The sequence below is a fragment of the Leptolyngbya sp. PCC 6406 genome, from assembly GCF_000332095.2.
GTDB lineage: Bacteria > Cyanobacteriota > Cyanobacteriia > Phormidesmidales > Phormidesmidaceae > PCC-6406.
In genome coordinates this window covers 3,779,214-3,797,178 of sequence record NZ_KI913949.1, presented here as the reverse complement: position 1 = coordinate 3,797,178, position 17,965 = coordinate 3,779,214, and the positions used below count along the sequence as shown (strand labels likewise).

The 17,965-nt window shown below is 56.2% G+C and carries 17 protein-coding genes; 8 read left to right on the top strand and 9 right to left on the bottom strand.

The window, feature by feature from the left end; translation table 11 throughout:
• Positions 1–114 precede the first annotated feature (114 nt).
• From LEP6406_RS0216735 to nifB, 8 genes are all read right to left on the bottom strand, one after another.
• Positions 115–411, bottom strand: coding sequence for a nitrogen fixation protein NifZ (locus tag LEP6406_RS0216735; protein WP_008319419.1), 297 nt, complete (start codon positions 409–411; stop codon positions 115–117).
• A gap of 62 nt (positions 412–473) precedes the next feature.
• The gene (nifK, locus tag LEP6406_RS0216730) at positions 474–2,051 is read right to left on the bottom strand and encodes a nitrogenase molybdenum-iron protein subunit beta (RefSeq protein WP_008319416.1); all 1,578 of its coding nucleotides are present in this window, start codon (positions 2,049–2,051) and stop codon (positions 474–476) included.
• 156 nt (positions 2,052–2,207) lie between these two features.
• Positions 2,208–3,653 carry a nitrogenase molybdenum-iron protein alpha chain gene (gene nifD / locus LEP6406_RS0216725; RefSeq protein WP_008319414.1) on the bottom strand — a complete coding sequence of 482 codons (1,446 nt, stop codon included), beginning with the start codon at positions 3,651–3,653 and terminating at the stop codon, positions 2,208–2,210.
• Positions 3,654–3,790: 137 nt separating this feature from the next.
• A complete protein-coding gene (nifH, locus tag LEP6406_RS0216720; protein ID WP_008319411.1) occupies positions 3,791–4,666 on the bottom strand; it encodes a nitrogenase iron protein in 876 nt (291 codons plus the stop codon).
• A 244-nt stretch (positions 4,667–4,910) separates the two neighbouring features.
• Entirely contained in the window at positions 4,911–5,819 is a 909-nt protein-coding gene (gene nifU / locus LEP6406_RS0216715; protein WP_008319409.1) for a Fe-S cluster assembly protein NifU, read from the bottom strand.
• A 96-nt stretch (positions 5,820–5,915) separates the two neighbouring features.
• Entirely contained in the window at positions 5,916–7,109 is a 1,194-nt protein-coding gene (gene nifS, locus LEP6406_RS0216710; RefSeq protein ID WP_008319407.1) for a cysteine desulfurase NifS, read from the bottom strand.
• Between the two features lie 119 nt (positions 7,110–7,228).
• A complete protein-coding gene (locus LEP6406_RS0216705; RefSeq protein ID WP_008319405.1) occupies positions 7,229–7,600 on the bottom strand; it encodes a 4Fe-4S dicluster domain-containing protein in 372 nt (123 codons plus the stop codon).
• Positions 7,601–7,732: 132 nt separating this feature from the next.
• Positions 7,733–9,307, bottom strand: a complete 1,575-nt coding sequence (gene nifB, locus LEP6406_RS0216700) for a nitrogenase cofactor biosynthesis protein NifB (RefSeq protein WP_263971191.1) — start codon at positions 9,305–9,307, stop codon at positions 7,733–7,735.
• A gap of 985 nt (positions 9,308–10,292) precedes the next feature.
• Here nifB and cysE point away from each other — a divergent pair.
• The 8 genes from cysE to LEP6406_RS0216655 all read left to right on the top strand — a co-directional run bounded on the left by cysE (position 10,293) and on the right by LEP6406_RS0216655 (position 17,000).
• The gene (gene cysE / locus LEP6406_RS0216695) at positions 10,293–11,033 is read left to right on the top strand and encodes a serine O-acetyltransferase (protein ID WP_008319401.1); all 741 of its coding nucleotides are present in this window, start codon (positions 10,293–10,295) and stop codon (positions 11,031–11,033) included.
• Entirely contained in the window at positions 11,030–11,296 is a 267-nt protein-coding gene (locus tag LEP6406_RS0216690) for an Asr1405/Asl0597 family protein (RefSeq protein WP_008319399.1), read from the top strand. The genes cysE and LEP6406_RS0216690 overlap by 4 nt, the downstream gene beginning before the upstream one ends.
• A gap of 98 nt (positions 11,297–11,394) precedes the next feature.
• Positions 11,395–11,949, top strand: coding sequence for a DNA starvation/stress protection protein DpsA (locus tag LEP6406_RS0216685; RefSeq protein WP_008319397.1), 555 nt, complete (start codon positions 11,395–11,397; stop codon positions 11,947–11,949).
• Positions 11,950–12,308: 359 nt separating this feature from the next.
• Positions 12,309–13,427, top strand: a complete 1,119-nt coding sequence (nifV, locus tag LEP6406_RS0216680; protein WP_008319392.1) for a homocitrate synthase — start codon at positions 12,309–12,311, stop codon at positions 13,425–13,427.
• Positions 13,428–13,618: 191 nt separating this feature from the next.
• Entirely contained in the window at positions 13,619–13,822 is a 204-nt protein-coding gene (gene nifT / locus LEP6406_RS0216675) for a putative nitrogen fixation protein NifT (protein ID WP_008319390.1), read from the top strand.
• 191 nt (positions 13,823–14,013) lie between these two features.
• Positions 14,014–14,598 (top strand): (2Fe-2S) ferredoxin domain-containing protein, encoded by a 585-nt coding sequence (locus LEP6406_RS0216665; RefSeq protein WP_008319388.1) that lies wholly within the window; start codon positions 14,014–14,016, stop codon positions 14,596–14,598.
• Positions 14,598–15,131, top strand: a complete 534-nt coding sequence (locus LEP6406_RS0216660; RefSeq protein WP_008319386.1) for a gamma-glutamylcyclotransferase — start codon at positions 14,598–14,600, stop codon at positions 15,129–15,131. The genes LEP6406_RS0216665 and LEP6406_RS0216660 overlap by 1 nt, the downstream gene beginning before the upstream one ends.
• A gap of 267 nt (positions 15,132–15,398) precedes the next feature.
• On the top strand, positions 15,399–17,000 hold the full coding sequence (locus LEP6406_RS0216655) for a helix-turn-helix domain-containing protein (RefSeq protein ID WP_008319385.1): 1,602 nt from the start codon (positions 15,399–15,401) through the stop codon (positions 16,998–17,000).
• A gap of 226 nt (positions 17,001–17,226) precedes the next feature.
• Here LEP6406_RS0216655 and mtnC read toward each other — a convergent pair whose 3' ends face one another.
• Positions 17,227–17,964 (bottom strand): acireductone synthase, encoded by a 738-nt coding sequence (gene mtnC / locus LEP6406_RS0216650; RefSeq protein ID WP_027269206.1) that lies wholly within the window; start codon positions 17,962–17,964, stop codon positions 17,227–17,229.
• Position 17,965: the final 1 nt, after the last annotated feature.

Sequence of the window (17,965 nt, the reverse complement as noted above, 5' to 3'; positions counted from 1 at the left end):
ATGGGAGGCTCAAAACCCGCCCTGCTGTCGCCGGGTGCCCCGGATTGGGGAGTGGGGGAGCGCGGTAGGGGCGAGCGGTGCTCGCCCTGCCAGGGAGTGGGGGAGTGGGAAGGCTTACCAATCGTCGTCTAGAGCGATCAGGGGTGGGCAGGGTTCGGTGAGTTCTAACTCGCGGCTGAGGCAGCCGACGACGTAGTTGGGCTCTAAAAAATGCACCGAGTAAACATAGGAGCGTTGTAGATAGGTGCCAATGCCGATGACGTAGCCAATGTCGCCCTTCTTTGCCAGGTGAGCCCCAACCTCTTTGCCGGGGAAGGTGCCATCGTTGCGAATCAGCTTGCGGACACGGACGCGATCGCCCATGTCAAATACTGGTGGAGAGTCGAGTTCGATTTCTTCGGAAAGGCGCATGGGGGGTCTCCGTGCAAAGGGGGATGGGTCAGGGCGAACGACTGTTCGCCCTGACGAGGTTCCTAGCGAATCAGGTCAAAGGAGATGTCCGTCTTCGCCACCGTACTGGTCTTGCGATCGAGTTCTTCCAGGATGGTGTTAATAATCCAGTTGAACTGGTTGATCGCGCCCTGGTAGCCCAGGGTGGCGTAGCGGTGCATGTGGTGGCGATCGAAGATCGGATAGCCAATGCGCACTAGGGGGGTGCCGGTGTCGCGCCACAGGTACTTGCCGTAGCTGTTGCCAATCAGCAGATCCACGGGTTCAGTGAACATTAGCGATCGCAGATGCCACAGATCCTTGCCGCCCCACACCGTAGCGCCCTGGCCGTAGGGGCTGTTGGTCAACAGTTCGCGGGCTTCGGCCTCAAAGTCGTCGTTGCTGTTGGTGACCACAATGTGGGTCGGCTCCGCCCCCATCTCCAGCAAGAACTGAATTAGCCCCAGCACGTGGTCAGGGTCGCCGTAGAGGGCCACCTTCTTACCATGAATCCAGGCTTGGGAGTCGGTCAGGGCATCCACAGCTCGTCCCCGCTCCTGCTGCAACTCTAGAGGAATCGGCTTGCTGGTAATGGCTGACAGGGCCATCAAAAACTCATCGGTGCCCTTAATGCCAAAGGGCCGGAAGTTGTAGGTCTTTTGACCCCACTCCTTCGCGATGTACTCCTGGGTCTTGGGGGTGGTGTACTTCTGGAAGAAGACACTACCTTCGGCGTTGATGCTGTCGGCGGCATCGGCCAGGTTGGTGAGGCCGTTGTACATCTTAAATTCGCCCGTGTTGGGAGAGTCAAAGGTGTCTGAGTTGTCCGACAGAATAGTGTAGTCAACACCAAATAGGCCCAGAATCCGCTTCAGTTCGCGAATGTTGCCGATGTAGGGGTCAAACCCCAGGTTGAAGTTGAACTTGCCGTTGGTGCTGTCAGCCTTTTCGTCCTTGGTCAGGGTTTTGAGAATGCTCTTCAGCATGTTGTCGTAGCCGGTGATGTGGGAGCCCACAAAACTCGGGGTGTGGGCCGCCGGTACCGGCAGATCTTCAGGAATGTGCCCCTCATTCTTGGCGGTGGTAATGTAAGCGCCAATGTCATCCCCAATTACCTCAGCCATACAAGTGGTGCAGAGGGCAATCATCTTGGGCTTGTAGAGGGTGTAGGAGTTTTGTAGCCCCTGCTTTAGATTGTTGAGGCCGCCAAACACCGCTGCATCTTCCGTCATCGACGACGACACGGCCTGAAAGGGCTCTTTGTAGTTGCGGGTGAGGTGGCTACGGAAGTAGGCCACACAGCCCTGAGATCCGTGGCTGTAGGGCAGGGTGCCTTCAAAACCGGCGGACACAAACAGCGCACCTAGGGGTTGACAGGCTTTGGCAGGGTTGATGGTCAAAGCTTCTCGGGCAAAGTTCTTTTCCCGGTAGTCCCAGCCCTTGGTCCATTCACTCGTTTCAGCGATTTTCTCTTCGCTGTAGGCCCCTTCAAACTGGCGCTTGTAGGCGAACAGATCTTGGTAAGGCTCAGTTTGAAAAAGGTCGAAGTGATCCTTAATTTGGCCTGGATCTTCGCCGCCGCAGGAGGGTGTCGGAATAGTGTTGTCAAGATTGTCAGTCATGGTGTTCTCCTTGGGGGAGGGGGAAAGGGTGGATGGGTGGTCGGGGGATGAGTAGGGGAGAAAGCTTTGAGTGTTTAGTTTTGAATTTTTAGTTCTTGTTAACTAGCTGAAATTCAAAACTCAAAATTCAAAACTCAAAACTTTCTCTTCACTTCGTCACTGCGCCCAGGGCGGGTTGATCAACCCCCAGGTGGGGTTGTTGATGGCCAGATCCATATCGCGGGCAAAGACTTCAAAGCCGTCGTAGCCGTGGTAGGGGCCAGAGTAATCCCAGGAGTGCATCTGGCGGAAGGGAAGGGCCATCTTCTGGAAGACGTACTTTTCTTTAATGCCAGCGGCAATCAGGTCGGGCTTGAGTTCCTTAGCAAATTCCTCAAACTCGTAGCCGCTGATGTCGTCGTAGATAACGGTGCCTTCTTCGACGTAGTCGGCGGTACGTTTGTAGTCATCGCCGTGGCCAAACTCATAGCCAGTGCCAATCACCTTCATGCCCAGGTCAGTAAAGGCGGGAACCACGTGGCGGGGGCGCAGACCGCCCACCATCAGCATCACGGTTTTGCCTTCTAGACGGGGGCGATACTTGGCGATGATGGCGTCCATGCGGGCCTGGTAGCTGGCGATCACCTGCTCAGTTTTAGCTTGGATAGTGTCATCAAACTGCTCGGCAATTTTGCGCAGCGATTTGGCGATCTGGGTGGGGCCAAAGAAGTTGTACTCCATCCAGCCGATGCCGTACTTCTCTTCCATGAACCGGCAGATGTAATTCATCGACCGATAGCAGTGGATTAGGTTCATCTTGGCTAGCGGTGTCATCACCACTTCGTTGAAGGTGCCATCCCCAGAAAACTGGCAGAGTACCCGCAGGCCGATTTCCTCTAGCAACAGGCGACTGGGCCAAGCGTCGCCACCGATGTTGTAATCACCAATGATGTTGACATCGTAGGGGCTGGGCTCGAAGCCCTCGGGCAGTTTGCGGTATTCGTCGGCCTTGGGCATGACCCAGTCGCGCACGGTGTCGTTGGCGATGTGGTGACCGAGGGATTGAGACACGCCCCGGAATCCTTCGCAGCGGACGGGAATAACGGGCTTGCCGGTTTCCTTGGCTTTGGCGCGGGCGACGGCTTCAATATCGTCGCCGATTAGGCCCACTGGGCATTCTGACTCAATGGTGGTGCCCTGACTGAGGGGGAAGAGTTCGCCGAGTTCATCGATCAGTTTGGCCAGTTTTTTGTCGCCGCCAAAGACAATGTCGCGCTCCTGAAAGTCGGAGGTGAACTGCATGGTGCCGAAGCTATCGACGCCGGTTGTACCGATGTAGTAGTTGCGGCGGCCCGACCAGGAGTAGTAGCCGCAGCCCACTGGGCCGTGGCTGATGTGAATCATGTCTTTAACCGGCCCCCAAACCACCCCTTTGGCCCCTGCATAGGCACAGCCACGGGTGGTCATTACACCGGGTACAGACTTTTTGTTGGACTTAACGCCGCAGTCGGCTTTTTCGGCGTCTTGAACGCTGATGTGCTTAGCCCGCAGTTTTTTGGCTTTGTCGGGGTATGCCTCTAGCACCTCTTGAATCAGCTCTTTTCTGTCTTCTACGGTAGTCATGGTGCCCTCTCGGGTAGGGGTGGATGGGTAGCGGGTGGATGGGTGGATAGGGACGGAGAGAAACCGGGTTGATTCTCAGGTGAACAAGTAAACGTGGGCTATTGGTCAAGAAACCCGGTTTCTAGCTCCGAGGAACCCTAAACAGCGACGACGGCTTGATCGGCGGCGAGGGCCTCTTGGTATTTCTCATCGCTGTCGAGAATGCCGAATTGAATCAGCAGCTCTTCCAACTCATCCATGGAGATCGGGGTGGGGATGGTGAGTTTTTTGTTGTTGATGATCTTGTCGGCCAGTTGGGCGTATTCCCCTGCTTGCTTGCTGTCGGGGGCGTACTCGTTCACGGTCATGCGGCGCAGTTCGGCGTGCTGCACAATGTTGTCACGGGGGACAAAGTGAATCATCTGGGTGTTGAGTCGTCTGGCCAGTTCTTCGATCAGCTCAACTTCTTTGTCGGTGTTGCGGCTGTTGCAGATCAGACCGCCCAGGCGCACACCGCCGGATTGGGCATACTTGAGTACGCCTCGGGCGATGTTATTGGCTGCATACATGGCCATCATTTCGCCGGAAACTACGATGTAAATCTCTTGGGCTTTGCCTTCCCGAATGGGCATAGCGAAACCGCCGCAGACTACGTCGCCCAGTACGTCGTAGGAAACGAAGTCGAGATCTTCGTAAGCGCCTTCTTCTTCGAGGAAGTTGATGGCGGTAATGATGCCTCGACCGGCACAGCCGACGCCGGGTTCTGGGCCGCCCGACTCAACGCACTTGACGCCGCGATAGCCGATTTGCAGCACTTGCTCAAGTTCGACATCTTCAACGGCACCGAGTTCGGCAGCCAGTTGCAGCACGGAGGTTTGGGCTTTGCTGTGGAGCATCAGGCGGGTGGAGTCGGCCTTGGGGTCACAGCCAACGATCATGATGCGTTGGCCTTGTTCGGCCATGGCGGCCAGGGTGTTCTGGGAGGTGGTGGATTTGCCGATGCCGCCTTTTCCGTAAAATGCAATCTGTCGCATGGTGGGATTTCTCCTAGGGTAGGAATGATGTTCTGGTTGCAGGGCAACCCGTTTTTGAATGCAATCTATCGAGGGAATCTGTTGCTCAAATCAGTCGTGGTCTGGGGGTGAGCAGCCTGGGAACGATGAAGCTGAGAAGGCTGCTGCTAGCCGGTAAAGTCCGGGTGGGGCTCTGCCGGAATGGTTGGAAGGAGGGGAGGAGGTCATGGGAAAAGACCTGAGGTTTGAGTCAGGCAAGGGGAGCCTAAATGGCTTGGACGGTGAGGGTGGGAAGGACCAGGTTTTGGAGTTTGTCCTCAATGGCGTATTTCAGGGTTTCGGTGCTGCTGGAGCAGGAATCACAGGCTCCCTGGAGTTTGACCAGGACGCGATCGCCCTCCACATCGTGGAGTTGCACATCGCCGCCATCGGCGATTAACACCGGGCGCACCTCTTCGTCCAACACCTTTTGAATCATCATGATTTTTTGCAGGGTGGTGAGGGTGGGACGGTCGGGGTCGGGTGCGATCGCACTTGCTTTTTGCTGGGCCAAGTCGGTGGCCACCTTGAGCGACTCGGTGGCGAGTTCCTGCTGCACTTCGAGAACAAGGTCTTCAATATTGGTCAGGCAGGTGCCGCAACCGCCCCCCGCTTTGACATAGTTAGTCACTTGCTCGGCGGCGACTAGGCCGTTTTCGCGAATGACCCGACGAATTTTGGGTTCGCTAATGCCAAAGCAGCTACAAATGAGGATGCCGTCGTCATCGGGGTGGTGTTCAACTTCAATGCCGCGATACTTGTAGATGGCGGCTTCTAGGGCCTCTTGCCCCATTACCGAGCAGTGCATTTTGGCTTCGGGCAAGCCCCCTAGGTAGTCGGCAATGTCCTGGTTGGTAATGTTGAGCGCCTCATCCAGGGTGCGGCCTTTGATGATTTCAGTCAGGGCCGAGGAGGATGCGATCGCACTTGTACAACCAAAAGTCTGAAACCGCGCATCCAGAATGCTATCCGTGGAGGGCTGTACCTTCAGGTGCAATCGCAAAGCATCGCCACAGGCAATGCTGCCGACTTCACCATAGACCACCGCTACATCGGGCTGATTGGGGTCATCAATGGTGCCCTGGTTCAGCGGGTTGTAGAAGAGTTCGAGTACTTTTTCGGAGTAGTTCCACATGGCGGTTTCGGGGGGTGAGGGGCAGGGGGAAGTTTTTAGTGTTCAGTTTTTAGTTTTGAGTTAGGAATTCAAAATTCAAAACTAAAAATTTAGAACCTAAGTTGCGACAGCTAAATCTCGCTTCTGCAACCATTCCGCCTGATCGTTGTTAAAGGGCGACATAGCGCGGAGGCGTTCGACGAGGTCGGGCATAACAGTGAGCACCTGGCGAATTTCGGCTTCGGTGGTGTAGCGAGACAGGCTAAAGCGAATCGAGCCGTGGAGAATGGTGTAGGGCAGGCCCATAGCGGTGAGTACGTGGGAGGGGTCGAGACTGCCCGAAGTGCAGGCGGAGCCGGAGGAGGCACAGATACCCTCGCGGTTGAGCATGAACAGAATGGCTTCGCCCTCGATGTACTTAAAACCGATGTTGGTTGTGTTCGGTAGCCGGGGGGCACCGCCGCCATTCACCACGGTGTCGGGGATGGTGGCGAGAATGCCGTACTCCAGCAGGTCTCGCAGTTCGGCCTCGCGTTTGGTGTGAGCAAGATTGATCTGGGCCAGTTCCGCCGCTTTGCCCAGGGCGACAATGCCAGCGACATTGTGGGTACCGGCCCGACGACCCCGCTCCTGGTGGCCACCGAGGAGGAAGGGCCGGAAGCGGAAGCCTTTGCGCACATAGAGCACCCCGATGCCCTTGGGGGCGTGGAGCTTGTGGCCAGAGAGGGTGAGCAGGTCGATGGTGCTGGTGGCCAAGTTAATAGGCACCTTGCCCACCGCCTGGACGGCATCAACGTGGAAGGCAGCACCGTAGGCTTTGGCAATTTCCCCAATCTGCTCCACCGGAAAAATCACCCCGGTTTCGTTGTTGGCATACATGGTGGTGACCAAGGCAGTTCCGCCGGTCATCGCCGCCTCCAACTCCATCAGATCCAGCTCGCCCCGCCCATCGACGGAAAGATAGGTGACGGTGTAGCCCCTCTTCTCCAGGTGCTTACACACCGCAAGAATGGCCGGATGCTCCACCACCGTGGTGACGATATGGCGCTTTTCTGGCTGCGCCGCTAGGGCGGCGTGGATGGCGGTGTTATTCCCCTCGCTGCCGCAGCTATTGAAGACAATCTCCGTCGGTTCAGCCCCCAGGAGCTGAGCCACCTGGGCACGGGCTTCTTCAATCACCGCCCCCACCTGGCCGCCAAAGCTGTGCATCGACGACGGGTTGCCGTAGAGCTCGCTCAGGTAAGGCAGCATCGCCGTCAAAACATCAGGGTCAGTGCGGGTGGTAGCGTTGTTATCGAGGTAAGTGAGCATGGTGAGAGGAGGGGTGGAGGGGTGGGAGGGGTGGAAAGTTTTGAGTTTTGAGTGTTTAGCTTTGAGTTCTTGCTGAATAACGCGAATTCAAAATTCAAAAATTCAAACTCAAAACTTAATTACGTTGTCTGCAATCGCTTCACGACCTGGGAATAGCTATCGAACCATGAGTGCCAATAGCCTGACTGCGGCACACCCTGGATCCGTCCCACCATACGGGTGTAGGTGGCAAACCACGACTCCCAATAGTCCCCCGATGCCTCGGAAATAGAAGAGAGACGAACCGCCGCCGCCCCGGTGCTTAGGGGAATGCACCCTTCATTGGTGGGGCAGGTGGCCCAGCACTGGGCCACCCCGTGGGAGCCCTGGCACTGGTTGCAGCGATCAATATCAATCCAAAACGCCACACCGTTGGTTTGAATTGCCTGGGTCGGGCAAGCTGAGAGGCATCGCTGGCAACCAATACAGCTTTGGGTAATGGAGTAGGGCATGGGAGGAGCCTCTAGGGAGTGGGGGAGAAAGTTTTGAGTTTTGAGCTTTGAGTTTTGAGCTTTGAGTTTTGAATTGTGAGTTTTAAGTAATTGATCGAGAACTCAAAACTCAAAATTTAAGAACTAAACGCTTTAGCGTTTAAGAACATGCTCGTCGTAGAACTGCCGGGCCACGGTTTCAATTACGTCGTAGGCTTCGACTACCACTAGGCCCGCTGCCTGCAATTGCTGGCTAGGACAGGGGCCAACCTTAACGGCGAGAACGGCTTTGCAGTCAGAGATGGTGTCGATGATGCCAGTCAGCATCGCCTCTTCGCCGTAGCCGCCCTGGCAGTAGTCGGCCACCTTGCGATGGCTGACGAACTTAGCCTCGGCGGCATCCACTTCGTAAATCATGAATTCTTTGGCGTGGCCGAAGTGTTGGTTGACGATGCCGCCCCCCTTGGTGGCCACGGCGATCAGCACCTTAGGCGAATTCTCTGACAGGGCACCGGGGATGCGGGCAGCGGCTTGCTTTTTGGCGACGACGGCAGCCTTGGCCTGCTCAATGCTGATGTGGACAGCCTGACGAGTTTCCAGGCTGTAGGACACAGGCATTTCCATGAACTTGTCTTTGGTGAATTCCTGGCTGCGGTCTTCGCCCAGCAGGCCCACGGCATCGGCACGGCACTGGCGGCAGTGGCGCATCAGCTTCAGGTTGCCAGCGCAGTTGTCCTGCACCTGCTTCAGTTCCTTGGGGTTGGGGCCGCGCTGACCGTTGAGACCAAAGTAGGTGCCATGCTCGGGGGCCGAAATCAGCGGCATGATGTTGTGCAGAAATGCGCCCCGCTCCCGAATGGCGGCGTTCACCTCGGGCAGGTGCTCGTCGTTAATGCCGGGGATGAGTACCGAGTTAACCTTGCAGAGAATGTCGGCTTCCTTAAGGGCTTGCAGCCCTTCCATCTGCCGCTCGTGGAGGATGCGGACACCTTCAATGCCGCGATAGCGTTTGCGACGATAGTGCACCCAGGGGTAAATTTTCTCGCCGATCGCCGGATCGACCATATTGATGGTGATGGTGACGTGATCGACATTGAGAGCCTTGATGCGATCGACATAGTCGGGCAGCATCAGACCATTGGTAGACAGGCACAGCTTGATATCAGGAGCCTGCTCGGCGATCAGCTCAAAGGTGCGAAAGGTTTTTTCGGGGTTGGCTAGGGGGTCGCCGGGGCCAGCGATGCCCAGCACCGTCATTTGAGGAATTTTGCCTGCGACGACCAAGACCTTGTGGGCGGCTTCTTCCGGCGTCAGCAGCTCACTGACTACGCCGGGGCGGCTTTCGTTGGCGCAGTCGTACTTGCGGTTGCAGTAGTTGCATTGAATATTGCAGGCGGGAGCCACGGCCACGTGCATGCGGGCGTAGTGGTGATGGGCCTCTTCGCTGTAGCAGGGGTGTTTCTCGATGCGGGCTCTCATGCTGTCGCTGAGGACCGTATCGGTTTTGGTGGTGCAGCCCGTGGTGTTGGCGCAACCCGAGCCACCGACTGCCGGTTTGACCAGGGTTTTGGTTTTGGTCAGGGTAATGTCCAGATTGGGCGTCGCGGTGGGCGCGGAGGTCAGGGCAGTGAAGGGCGGTGGCGTCATGGGTTTGGGGAGGTAGGGGGAGGATTGAGTAACGCTGGGGTACTCGGCGTTGACAGAGTTATAGCAACGCCCATCGGCCACTCTGGAGGCACTGCCCCGATAGGATTTATTGAATGATTAACGCTGTACTCAAAGGCTGAATCCATTGAAACGGCGGGGGACAATCTTTTTTTCGAGCTAGGGGACGAGTATTTTATTCCCCCTGCCCTGGCATTTTTTAAGTTCATGCCGGTATTTCTGCACTCAGCTCAAAGGCTTTGTAGGCAGAGGTTAGAGCCTAAATCGACCTTGAGGATAAATAGCTTTTTTGAGTACTCAAAAAAGCTATTTTTGCAAAATTTGATACGGAATACAGGGAGACTTGAAAAGCGAAGATCTCCTATCTGTATCCATTCTTTCTCTATTTAATAGAAAACGGTATCAGGCTTAACCGTTCCAAGATTAAGGAATGTAAACGTCCTTGGTCTGGAGTGAGCAGTATCTGTCATAGGCCGGGACTGGGGCAAGCGTTAAAGCATCCCTCGCTATTGGACTGGAGTCGCATGACCTATGAGGTCAGTGATATATCGTGGGATATCTTGGTGTTGCTGGACGATGTAGAGTTTTCCCGGTAGGGAAACTCCACTTCTGGACTTGAGATGGCTCTCTAATTCAGCCCAACCATGCCCTAAATAGCAGGTTGTTAAGGATTACTGAATTAAATAGAGAAGGTTTTGCTAAATCCGCTACAGTTTATGACATGAAGCCATGAACTAAACCCTGGTAAACCCGTACTTTGAGTACAAACTCCTAAGCTATAGCCCAGACTTGAAAACCGGGCAAATGCCTGATGTGGCAAGGCATTTGCCTTGAGTGCACAATACTCAGCCCTAGCTGTAAAAATACCCATTCCCAAGGTCGAAAATACTTGTCCCCCAACCTCTAAAAAACTTTAGAGGTTGTTTTTCCTAAGGGTTTAGCGGTTGAGTACAGAGCTAATAGGTTTAGTAAGTTTGGATGGCGCAGATTACGGCGAGACGCATTTCGGCCATTGCTATAAGCAGAGAAACAAACGCCTCCCTGAGCCATGTTTCTGCCCCTGTCGCGCTTTTATCCCCGGTTTGCTGTGCATGTTGCTGCTCTGCGGCAGCGTCTACCTCTGCTAGAGGCTCTAATCGATGATGTCGCCATCATCTTTGAGCGCGACCCGGCGGCCAAGCACTGGCCCGAGGTGTTGTGCTGCTATCCCGGTCTACACGCGCTGGTGGCCCATCGTCTGGCCCACGGGTTACGCGATCGCGGTATTCCCTTTCTGCCTCGGTTCATCGCCCACCTCAGCCGTTTTTTCACTGGCATTGACATTCACCCCGGTGCAAACCTTGGCCGGGGTGTCTTTATAGACCACGGCATGGGTGTGGTCATTGGTGAAACCGCGATTGTCGGCGACTACTGCCTAATCTACCAGGGGGTCACCCTGGGCGGCACTGGCAAAGAAATCGGCCAGCGCCACCCCACCGTCGGCCACCACGTGGTGATTGGTGCCGGGGCCAAGGTCTTAGGCCACATTGCCATCGGCGACTACGCCCGCATTGGGGCCGGTTCTGTGGTACTGCGCCCGGTGCCCGCCCACTGTACCGCCGTGGGTATTCCTAGCCGCAATGTGTGCCGCTGCAACACCAAAACAGCGCCCCTAGAGCACAGCCAACTGCCCGATACCGAAGCCGCCTCCCTGCGATCGCTGCTCGATCGCATCGAAGCCCTTGAGGCCCATTTGAGCTATCTCAAGCGGTCCCCCACCCATCCCTACCTACTGGAGCTAGCGCCATGAATCAGTCCCCTACCCTGCCCAGTTGGGGGCAGACGGTGTCCGTCCGGCGGTGCGATCGCTGGTCCATCCACCGCCGTCTGCAAGAGCTCAATATCCCCTGCGCCTGTCCCGCCGACGGCACCCTGCGCGTTGACGTCAACCATGCCCTGGCGCTGCTGCTAGTCCGTAGCGCCGTGCGCCAGTTTTCCACCTCTCGTCAGGAAGGCATCGACTGGCTAGAACGCTGCTGGCAAACCCAGGAGGTGTGCGCAGCAAATTCGTAATTCAGGTTTTAGGTTTCAGGTTGAAACTCCTTCACCGTTTGCTCGACACCCAATACCCATCCACCTATCCACTCGTTCACCCCTACCGGAGCTATCCCATGTCTATCACCACTACGTCCGAAACCCTCGTCCGTGCCTTTGGCGAGGTTGGTCCCAACCCTGTTGGCTTTGAGCTTGATGTCACTACGCCGATTTGCGAAGGGCTGAACCTGGCCTACGCCAGCTTTCAGGCCCTCTACTTTCAATATCAAAAGCAGCACTTTGTGGTAGAAGGCGCTGAATTTTACTCGGTGCACGAGTTCTTCCAGGACAGCTATGGCACCGCCCAAAGCAGTGCCCACGACCTAGCAGAACGGCTCAACGGTCTTGGCGGTATTCCCGCTGGCACCTTTGCCACCCTGGCCGACCTGTGCTGCTTTACCCCCGAGCCCGATGGTGCCTATACCTGCCGCCAAATGCTCGAAAACGATCTGGTTGCCGAGCAGGCCGTGATTACGCTACTGCGCCGCCTATCTGCCCAGGCCGAGAGTTTGGGCGATCGCGCTACCCGCTACCTCTACGACGAAATTCTGCTCAAAACCGAGGATCGCGCCTTCCACGTCGATCACTTCCTCAGCCACGACAGCCTAACCCTGGCCTTCGTGGAGTCCTAGGGCCATTGATGAGCGGCGTAGATTGGGTGAAGCGATGGCGGAACCCCACAAGCCCCGGTGTTAGGGTCCAAAATCCCTACAACATTCCTAATGTAAGTTCCACCTTCACCCAACTTGCCAACCGATCCGTCACCTGTTTCCGTTTCATTGTTCCTCACCCTTCAGAGGTTTTTATTGTGATAGTCGCTCTTTCCACCACGGCATTCCTGTTGAGTGTTGCCTTGATATTCAAGGTTTTTTTGCAGTTGCTAGTGGTTATACCCCCTCGGGAAATCACTCAGCCCCAGCCCCACGTTCACATACCTAAGCCTTGAGGTCTGCCTAGATTTGTTCTCCCGTCCTCCCACCCTAGAGCCACTATGCCCACCCCGATCTCCATCAACGACACGACTCTCCGCGACGGTGAACAGGCCGCTGGTATTGCCTTTGACCTAGAGGATAAGGTTGCCATTGCCAAGTTTCTCGATGCCATCGGCGTCCAGGAGCTAGAGGTGGGTATTCCCGCCATGGGGCAAGACGAGGCTAGGGCGATTCGCGCCATTGTCGATCTGGGCCTCCGTGCCCACCTGCTGGGCTGGAACCGGGCCGTATTGTCAGACATTCATGCCTCGATCCACTGCGGCCTGAAGCGGGTGCATATTTCCATCCCGGTGTCTGAAGTCCAGATTCAGGTGAAGTTTCAGGGGCGCTGGCTGGCCATGCTAGAGCACCTGCGCGACGCCATTTCCTTTGCCCGCGACCACGGGTTGGAGGTGAGTGTGGGGGGCGAAGACAGTTCCCGAGCTGACGAGGCTTTTCTGATCGATGCTGCCCAGTACGCACAGGAGTGGGGGGCTTTTCGGTTTCGCTTTTGCGACACCGTGGGCCTGCTCGACCCTTTTACCACCTACGACAAAGTGCAAAAGCTGGTGAATGCCCTGAAGATTCCGGTCGAAATGCACACCCACAATGACTTGGGTCTGGCCACCGCCAATGCCCTAGCCGGGGTACGGGCCGGAGCTACCTCCGTCAACACCACCGTCAACGGTCTGGGCGAACGCGCTGGCAACGCCGCCCTCGAAGAGGTGGTAATGGCGCTGAAGCACCTCTACGGTCTCAAAACCGGCCTCAAAACCCAGCATCTGCTAGAGCTTTCTCGCTTTGTGGCCAAAACCGTCAACTGCGCTGTCCCCCCCTGGAAGGCAATTGTGGGGGACAACACCTTTGCCCACGAGTCGGGCATTCATGCCCATGGCGTGCTGCAAAACCCCAGCACCTACGAACCCTTCGACCCCAGCGAAGTTGGTCATCAGCGCAGTTTGGTGGTGGGCAAACACTCCGGTCGCCACCTAATCAATCAGGTGCTGGCAGATCAGGGCATCCACCTCGACGCCGATCGCGGCCAGGATGTACTGAATGAAGTCCGCGATCGCGCCGTCTCTCTCAAGCGCAGCCTCACCGTCAATGAGCTACTTAGCGTGGTTGCTTCGCGAGAGTAGGTAACGCGAGAGTAGCTAAATAGGGCATCAACGTAAGCCGAGACAATATGGGCTCCGAGGAATTCAGGAGTTAGGAGCCAGAAGGGTACTGAATTCTAGCTCCTAACTCCTAACTCCTCCCCACGAGATTTGTCCCGCTTTGAGTTGATACTCTGCCCCCCTCCCACACCCCTACACATCAACGAACCCTAATGAAAGTCATGCTCCGCACCAATGCCGCTGGTAAGCTCCTGGTTTACGTGGCCAAAAAAGACCTCGAAGAAGAAGTGGTGTCTCAAACAGCAGGAGACAACGCCCAGATATTCACCCTGTCGAACGGCTGGGAACTCTCTATTGCTGGCCTCAGTGACCCAATCAAAACGCCCCAGACCGTTGACGCCAGACGGTTGAGCTAATACTTAAGGATATCCCCTCCGGATAGGGGTGGGTCAGCCTTCTGCAACTCACCCATCCAAAATCGAAAATCGCTAATCCAAAATTCTCTCAGACCCACCCCGCCCTCCGGGCACCCCTCCGAGGAGGGGACAGCATCTGCCAAAATCGCCAACCCAAAATCCCACCATCCCCCATTCAAAGGAGATTCGCCATGGCTGATACCCCCTCGCTGCCCCCCTGGATGTTTAACCTGGATGGCACCTTTTTAGGCTTTGTTGAAGATAACCCCGCCAAAGCCAAAACTATTCGCCTAGAAGTCGATGGTGAGGTGCTGACGATTAAGCTGCGCAAAGAAGTGCGGCGGGTGCTGCGATCGCGCCTGCAACCTGGTGACTACCTGTGCTGCATTGGCCGCAGTAAGTTCGACGGCGACACCATCAAACTCAAGGCATACCAGGTTTTTACCCTGCTCACTTCCCTACCCAACTCCTGTCCACTGCCCGCCACCTTACCCACCCCGCCCCCCACGCTTAAAATTCAGGTGTGCCGCAAATCGGGCTGCCAAAAGCGGGGCGGGCAGCAGTTGGTGGTGGCCCTAGAGCAGGCGCTGCGCGATCTCAACTTGCAAACCCAGGTCGAAATTCAGTACACCGGCTGCCAAAAACACTGCTCTGACGCGCCCACCTTTACCGTGTTACCGGGCCATCACCGCTACAGTCGGGTGCAGCCCTCCCAGTTGCCGGCCATTTTAGATCGCCACCTGGCCCCCGCTAAACCTCACCCAGGGTCAGTCTAATGGTAATGTCCCTGGCTGATCGCACCCCTCCGGGGAGGACGGCAGAGCCTCCACGGGAGCCGTCGTTTTACTACTTTGCCTACGGTTCTTGCATGTGTCCGGTAGACCTCAAGCGCTCCCTGGGTGAAAACACTCACCCCTACGTCATTGGTGCCGCTACTCTGAAGGGCTATCGCCCAGGCTTTCACTACTACTCTCCCCAGCGCCAGTGCAGCGCCCTCGACATTGTGCCCGCGCCGGGGCAGGTGGTTCAGGGGGTGCTCTATCGGCTACCCTGGCGGCTCAGCCCCCGCCTCGACCAGCGCGAAGAGGTACACCAAGGCAGCTATCGCCATGAGATGGTCACCGTCAACAGCCCCGGACGGGTCTACCATCGGGTTCGCACCTACGTTGTGGTGCAAAAAACACCCCAAGAAATCGCCCCCAGCGACTGGTATTCCAGCGTCGTGCTGAGGGGGGCGGTCACCTGCCACCTACCCGAGCACTATTGCTGGCAACTGTTCCACCACATGCGGCAGCTACAACGGGCTTAATCGGTCAACTCCCAGGCGATGGAGCACAATCCCAAAGATGAACTTTTGCTACTTAATCATCAACTTTGTAATATAGTCACCAAACCATCAAAATAACGGCGAAAGAAAACGTCATGCTGACAACATAATTTTTTTCTGGACAGTCCACTCTGAACTTATTTTGGATAATAAACGAAGAAATAATTAAACTGTATCCAAGAACATAAAATCTGAGTATTTGGGTTGCTATCCCTAGTAGGGTAACTGACTCAAAAGGGGGGGTTCTCAATGGTATACACCGTCAAAGAAGGTTGCATTACCTGCGGTGATTGCCGCGACCTTTGCCCCAATGGTGCGATCAAAGCTAACGAAAACGAATCGGCTTTCTGGATTGATCCCACCCTTTGCGATCGCTGCGAAGACATTGAGACGCCCCGCTGCGTCAGTGCCTGCCCGGTCGATTCCCTGGCCCCCCTTCAGCCCAAAAAAGGTCGCAACAAAAGCACCCTGCTGCCCGCCGCTATTCCCACCATTTTCCTCAACGGCAAAACCACTCCCTTCGCATCGTCTATGGTGGTGTGGGAAGCCTGCAATATTTTGGCCCAGCGCCAGTCGCTCCCCTGGCAGGCTGACTCGGCTGACCGGCTGTGCTACCAGCGCTCCATCCATCGGGGGCGGGGCACGATGCGATTTCGGCTGGACACCAACCCAGAAACGGTCAACTTTACCGCGATGCCCTACGAACTGGGGATTGCCGCCCTGGCCCAGTTTGATCTGCGGGCCAGTTGTCTGCATCTAATTTTTGCTGCCTGTGCCACCAATCACGATCGCCCCTGGGAAGAATCCTTTGTGCTCAACGATCAGCACATTGAACAATACCTGGGGCTTAAGCGACGTAAAGATCTGACCAAACTCGAAAAGCTCACCCTGATTAAAGAGCTGGTTTACCAGGCTTGCCAAATCCTGGTTTCCCTCGACTGGCCTCGCCAAGGTAAGGTGCAGGGGTTTTCCCTGACCGAGCATCCGGTTTGGCACCTGCTAGACACCCAGCACTACTTTGAGGAAGATGCTGAGGGGGGCCGCCATCTGATTGGCATTAGCTTTACCTTTAGGGCAGGCTTGTGGGCGCAGCATTTTCTCAACCGGCAAGACTGCCGCCAGCAGACCGCCTTTTACCAGTACGGCACCCTGCCCCAGTCCCTATTAATAGAGGTGATGGGCAGTTGGCAGCAACACGAAGGGGCTATGCGGTTGCTACTGTGGCTCGTGTTTAAGCTGCGACTGGGCAGCGACCATCGCATGACGGTGCGTACCCTGCTGCGCCTAGCCTACGGCGACGCTCGCCTCACTGAAGCCACCACTGTACGCGGTGCCCATAAGCGTCTGCTCAAACTGTTTGAAAATAATTTAGAGGCCATTCATCGCTATGGCCTGCGGCCCCAGTTTGATCCAGAGACCTACGGCCCCGATATTCAACCGCTGTGGGCCAGGGTGGCCGAAATCCCTGACGATGCCGATGCTGCTCTCGATTTTTGGACTAACGATGCCAACCGCGATCGCAGTCTCACTGATCGTGCCCCCCGCGACAAGTGGCAGCGCCTGCTCAATGCTCGTCTGCTAGGCTTTGATCTGCCCGAAGACTGGCAGCAAAGCCTACGGAAACCTCGCCCCCAGCGCCGCCGCTCACCCAAATCGATGATTCAGTCCACTGCCAAGAACCTCTCTAGCGATGCCATTAAAGCGGCTCGCCAAGAGCTCAACCTCAGCCAGCGGGCGCTGGCCGAGCGCCTCGGCAAAAGCCAAAGCTGGATTCGCGACGTCGAGAACGGGCGGTTTAATGTCAGCGCCAGCGATCGTACTCTGCTCCAGAACGTTCTGGGCTTAACCTAGGGAATGGGGCGGTGCTCACACTGTTTCATAGCAATCTCCTTATGGACTCGCAGGAAAATAAGGTACCCATTGCCACCTTGCCTATTGGTGCATTGCTGCGCGAATGCACCCTACAGTGATCAACGCTTCCGGTGCTTTATTTAGACGCAAGTCCCTTATTCCATGCAAGGGACTTAATTCCACCGAGAGGCTTGTGTCGTATGGAATGCGCTGAGATCTCCAGATGTTATGGAAGATCGTCAAAACTATGAATGAGACGAAACCCCTGGGAATCGGCACTGGCGTTTCCAGGGCGATAGGAGAAAGCCGTTTGCAACCCCGCTGCTTGGGCAGCCTCTAGCTCCGCCACAACATCGGAAATGAACAAGATTTCCGACGGGGGCTGGGCGATCGCCCTGGTAATCGTTCGGTAGCTCGCTGCCTCCCGCTTGGGGCCGCTGGTGGTGTCAAAATAGCCGCTGAGGTATACCGTCAGATCCCCCTCGGGGGTATGGGCAAACAGCAGCTTCTGGGCCTGGATACTGCCGGAAGAAAAAATGTACAAACGTTTCCCCGCCGCCGTCCAGCGCTGAAACGCAGGCTTCACATCCGGGAATACCTGGGACTGGAGGCGACCCTCTCCATAGCCCTGATCCCAGAGCTTTCCCTGGAGGGACTTGAGCCCGGTAGACTTGCGATCGCACTTAATCAAGTAATGAATGTAGGGCACCGCAGCAGTGGGCGCATCCCCCTCCCAACCGGGTAACGAAGCAGGGGCAAAAGTACGATGGTCAGAGACCGGCCCAGAGGGGCCATCGCCATCATACTCCTGCCGCAGGAGAGCCAGATCCGCTTGGACCTCCGGCTCCTGCCCCTGTGCCGCCAAAAACCCAGCCACTGCCTCCCGTGCAAAGGGAAACAGCACCTCAAACACAAAAGACACCGGGGTCGTCGTGCCCTCAATATCCAGCAAAATTGCCTTCAAA